This window comes from Mesorhizobium sp. M5C.F.Ca.IN.020.29.1.1 (assembly GCF_003997375.1).
Taxonomy (GTDB): Bacteria; Pseudomonadota; Alphaproteobacteria; order Rhizobiales; family Rhizobiaceae; genus Mesorhizobium; species Mesorhizobium wenxiniae.
On record NZ_RZSW01000553.1, the window covers coordinates 1 to 4,070 of the forward strand.

Sequence of the window (4,070 nt, forward strand, 5' to 3'; positions counted from 1 at the left end):
CCTGCGTACCATTTCGACATAGGCTTCGAAGGTTTTCGGGTCGCCCATCACCTCGCCCATGCCGATCTTGCGGCTGCTGCCGCTGGGGATCAGATGCATGTCGACGATCACTTTCAGTCCGGCGCGATTGACCATGCGCGCCGAGTCCAGCACGCTGGCATAGAGCCCGTCGCGCAGCGCTAACGTCTCGCCGGACAGAAATGGCGACGGATCGACCGGCATGCGCAGGAAATCGAAGCCAGCCCTCTTCAGCGCCTTGAGGTCATCGTCATTGAGGAACTTGCGCCATTCCGGATAGGGCATTATCGCCTGCCGGTCGCTCCATTTTTCCTCGCCCGGCCAGGTCGTCCATTGGTCGAGATTGAGGCCGCGCTTCATCGAAAAGCTCGCCGCCTGGCCCGGCAGCACCAGCGCAGCCAGAACAAGCAGCGCCGCCATCAAGGCCTTGATCATCGCCGTCAACAGTGCCATCGGGTTCTTGCGCCAAGCCAGTGCGTGTCGCCCAAAACTGTGTAGCGGTTTTGGGACAACGACGCGCACGGAAACAACCACCTAAGCGCGTCGCGCTTTAGGTGCCCAGTCAGGCCCAAAAAGGAAAGCGCAATGGACGATCATGGTGAATCGGCGGCGCTCGGCGCCGGGCTTTCCGGCGCGCTGACGGAATTCGGCCATCGGCTGATGGCGCGGGTCTACTATGCCGACACCGATTTCTCCGGCGTCGTCTACCACGCGCGCTATCTCGAATTCTTCGAGCGCGGCCGCTCCGACTATCTCCGGCTTGCCGGCGTCCATCACACCGAGCTCGCCGAGGGCAAGCATGGCGAAAAAATAATCTGGGTGGTGCGGCGCATGGAGATCGACTTCCGCGGATCCGCCCGCATGGACGACATCTTGACCATCGAGACGCGCACCGAGGACATTTCGGGCGCCCGCATCTTCATGGCGCAGCAGCTGAAGCGCGGCGGCGAGGTGTTGGTCGAGGCGCGGGTCGAGGCGGCGATCATCGGCGAGAATGGCCGGCCAAGACGCTTTCCGAAGGAATGGATTGCAACCTTCATGCGCAAGACAAATCGGTAGTTCAAATCGGTAAGTTACTGACGCCGGTGATCCGCTGACGATGCCTGGGGGCTCGCCCAAGGCGCGGCAATGCGCCGCGCTGTACGTCCTAACCCATCCTTAACCATAACGGTTCATGAAGAGAGTGGTAAAGATTGGAGGAATCCAGCGCCTTCCTTTCACCAACATTTGCCCCGAAAAGGCCGCCAACGGTGCATTTTGGGGTTTTATGCCGCAAGCTTTGCGCGCGAACGGACCACAAGGGATGCCCATGGGCCAGCCGCCAGCCGTGCCCGGAAAATCTTAAGGACGTAACCATGGAAAATATCGCACTCGCCGAACCGGGCGCGCATTTGTCGATTTGGGCGCTGTTCATGCAGGCCGGCTGGGTGGTCAAGCTGGTCATGATCGGGCTGCTCTGCGCCTCGATCTGGACCTGGGCGATCATCGTCGACAAGCTCGTCGCCTATGGCCGCATGCGGCTCGCGCTCAATCGCTTCGAACAGGTGTTCTGGTCCGGGCAGTCGCTGGAGGAGCTCTACCGCACGCTCGCCGACCGCAAAACGACCGGCATGGGCGCCATCTTCGTCGCCGCCATGCGCGAATGGAAGAAGAGCTTCGAGAAGGGCGCGAAATCGCCGCTTGGCCTGCAGACCCGCATCGACAAGGCGATGGACCTGGCGCTGACCCGCGAAATGGAAAAGCTGGAAGGACGGCTTGGCTTTCTCGCCACCACCGGCTCGGCGGCGCCCTTCATCGGCCTGTTCGGCACAGTGATCGGCATCATGACCTCGTTCCAGGCGATCGCCGCATCCAAGAATACCAGCCTATCGGTGGTCGCACCCGGTATTGCCGAAGCGCTGCTGGCCACGGCAATAGGCCTGCTCGCGGCCATCCCCGCCGTCATCGCCTACAACAAGCTGTCGTCGGACGCGAGCAAGATCGCCGTGCGCATGGAAGGGTTCGCGGACGAGTTCTCCGCCATACTCTCGCGCCAAATCGATGAAAAAGTCGCGCAGAAGACCTGAGGAACAATCATGGGAATGTCGGTAGGCGCGGGTGGCGGGGGACGCGGTGGTCGCGGCCACAGGCGGCGCGGCCGCCATCACGCGATGATATCGGAAATCAACGTCACGCCGATGGTCGACGTGATGCTGGTGCTACTGATCATCTTCATGGTCGCCGCACCATTGCTGACGGTCGGCGTGCCGATCGACCTGCCGGACACGCAGGCCAAGGCGATGAATGTCGACACGCAGCCGATCACGGTCTCCATCAACTCCGCCGGCCAGATCTATCTCCAGGAGACCGAAATCCCGGTTGAGGAACTGGTGGCGAAGCTGCAGGCGATCTCGAAGACCGGCTATGACGAGCGCATCTTCATCCGCGGCGACAAGTCGACGGACTATGGCACCGCCATGAAGGTGATGGCCCGCATCTCGGCCGCCGGATACAAGAATATCGGCCTGGTTTCACTGCAGGAACAGGATCAATAGACGCAAGATGAGGACCGGCCTCACCACATCGGTGATCTTGCATACGGTCGTGATCGGCTTCGGCCTGTTCACGCTGTCGGCGCCGGCTGCATTGCCGGCGTCCGATGCCGAGTCGCTGGCGGTCGAAATCGTGCCGATGGAAGCGATCGCGCAGATACAGCAGGGCGACAAGAAGGCTGCGGTGAGTGAAAAGCCGGCGCCATTGCCTACCCAGCGCCCGGACATCGTGGCCGACGCGCAGACGGTCGGTGAGAACAGCGTCGATACCGACAAGCCGCCGACGCCGGAACCCAAGCCCCAGCCGGTCGATATGGCTGAGGCGCCGCCGCCCGCGCCGACGCCGAAAGAGAAGCCGAAGCCCGAGGATGTGCCGAAGCCGAAGGAACAGCCCAAGCCTGTTCCGGCGACGGAGGTCGCACCGGTCCCGCAGCCGAAGGAAGAGGTCAAGCCCGAGCCTGTCAAGCAGGCGGAGCCTAAGCCAACACCGGCCAAGGAGCCGGCGCCGACGCCGCCGCAGGACAAGACCGCCGCCATCGACCCGCAGCCTGAGGTCAAGCCGGACGCCGTCGCCGAAGCAATAGCGAAAGAGCAGCCCACCGAGACGACGCAGCTTCCGGACTCTGCACCTGCGCCGCAGGCGCGGCCGAAGCCGCAGCCGGCCCAGGCCGAAAGCGCCAAGGCGCCGGAGCGCAAGAACGCCGACAAGCCGGTCAAGGAGGCCTCGTCCAAGCCGAAGTCGGAAGACAAGCAGTTCAACGCCGACGAGATTTCCGCGTTGCTCGACAAGCGGAAGCCGTCCGGCGGCGGCGCCAAGCGTTCAACCCAGCAGGCATCGCTCGGCGGGGACAAGAATCAGGGCCAGAAGCTTTCAAGGTCGGAGCAGGGGGCGTTGGAGGCTCAGCTTGGTGGTTGCTGGACCCTGCCGGTAGGGCTCGAGGGTTCCGAGAATTTCATCGTCGTGGTCCGGTTCAACCTCGATGCCTCCGGCAAGCTGGACGGACGGCCATCTGTCGAAAAGTCGAGCGGAAGCCGCCCGTTCGACGAAAGTGCCGTTCGCGCGGTTCAGAAATGCGATGTGGCCGGCCTGCAGGTTCCCGCAGGCAAACAAGACATCTGGGCCGACGTGCGGGTCACGTTCGATCCGAGGGAGATGCTGGGCCTATAGGTCTGGCGCCCGTAGAATCATTGAAGAGAAGCGAGAAGACATGAAATCCATCCTCAAGCCGCTCCTGATGATCGTAGCGATGGCGCTGGGCATGACTGCCGCCGCCACCTTGCCGGCGCGGGCGCTCGTTGAGCTCAACGTCAACAAAGGCAATGTCGAGCCGCTGCCAATCGCCATCACCGATTTCCAGGGCGGCGATGCGTTGGGCGCGGAGATTTCCGGCATCGTCAGCGCAGACCTGAAACGCTCCGGCCTGTTCGCGCCGATCGACAAGAGCGCCTTCATCGAAAAGATCTCCAATCCGGATGCCACGCCCCGCTTCGAGGACTGGAAGGTGATCAATGCCCAGGCGC

At 62.8% G+C, this 4,070-nt stretch carries 4 protein-coding genes and 2 pseudogenes; 5 read left to right on the top strand and 1 reads right to left on the bottom strand.

The window, feature by feature from the left end:
• Positions 1–471: pseudogene (locus EOA85_RS29385) on the bottom strand (glycosyl hydrolase); the annotation flags it as partial.
• A gap of 132 nt (positions 472–603) precedes the next feature.
• Between EOA85_RS29385 and ybgC the strand changes: the two are divergent.
• From ybgC to tolB, 5 genes and pseudogenes are all read left to right on the top strand, one after another.
• Positions 604–1,077: a tol-pal system-associated acyl-CoA thioesterase gene (gene ybgC / locus EOA85_RS29390; protein ID WP_095517987.1), complete on the top strand. Its 474-nt coding sequence runs from the start codon at positions 604–606 to the stop codon at positions 1,075–1,077.
• A 296-nt stretch (positions 1,078–1,373) separates the two neighbouring features.
• The gene (tolQ, locus tag EOA85_RS29395) at positions 1,374–2,084 is read left to right on the top strand and encodes a protein TolQ (RefSeq protein ID WP_029348869.1); all 711 of its coding nucleotides are present in this window, start codon (positions 1,374–1,376) and stop codon (positions 2,082–2,084) included.
• Positions 2,085–2,093: 9 nt separating this feature from the next.
• Positions 2,094–2,552, top strand: a complete 459-nt coding sequence (tolR, locus tag EOA85_RS29400) for a protein TolR (RefSeq protein ID WP_065011259.1) — start codon at positions 2,094–2,096, stop codon at positions 2,550–2,552.
• A gap of 7 nt (positions 2,553–2,559) precedes the next feature.
• Entirely contained in the window at positions 2,560–3,717 is a 1,158-nt protein-coding gene (locus tag EOA85_RS29405; RefSeq protein WP_127212092.1) for an energy transducer TonB, read from the top strand.
• Between the two features lie 40 nt (positions 3,718–3,757).
• Positions 3,758–4,070 (top strand): annotated as a pseudogene (tolB, locus tag EOA85_RS29410) (Tol-Pal system protein TolB); the annotation flags it as partial.

Coding starts and splice junctions, on each gene's coding strand:
- ybgC (WP_095517987.1), top strand. CDS start 604: ATGGACGATCATGGTGAATCGGCGGCGCTCGGCGCCGGGCTTTCCGGC.
- tolQ (WP_029348869.1), top strand. CDS start 1,374: ATGGAAAATATCGCACTCGCCGAACCGGGCGCGCATTTGTCGATTTGG.
- tolR (WP_065011259.1), top strand. CDS start 2,094: ATGGGAATGTCGGTAGGCGCGGGTGGCGGGGGACGCGGTGGTCGCGGC.
- EOA85_RS29405 (WP_127212092.1), top strand. CDS start 2,560: ATGAGGACCGGCCTCACCACATCGGTGATCTTGCATACGGTCGTGATC.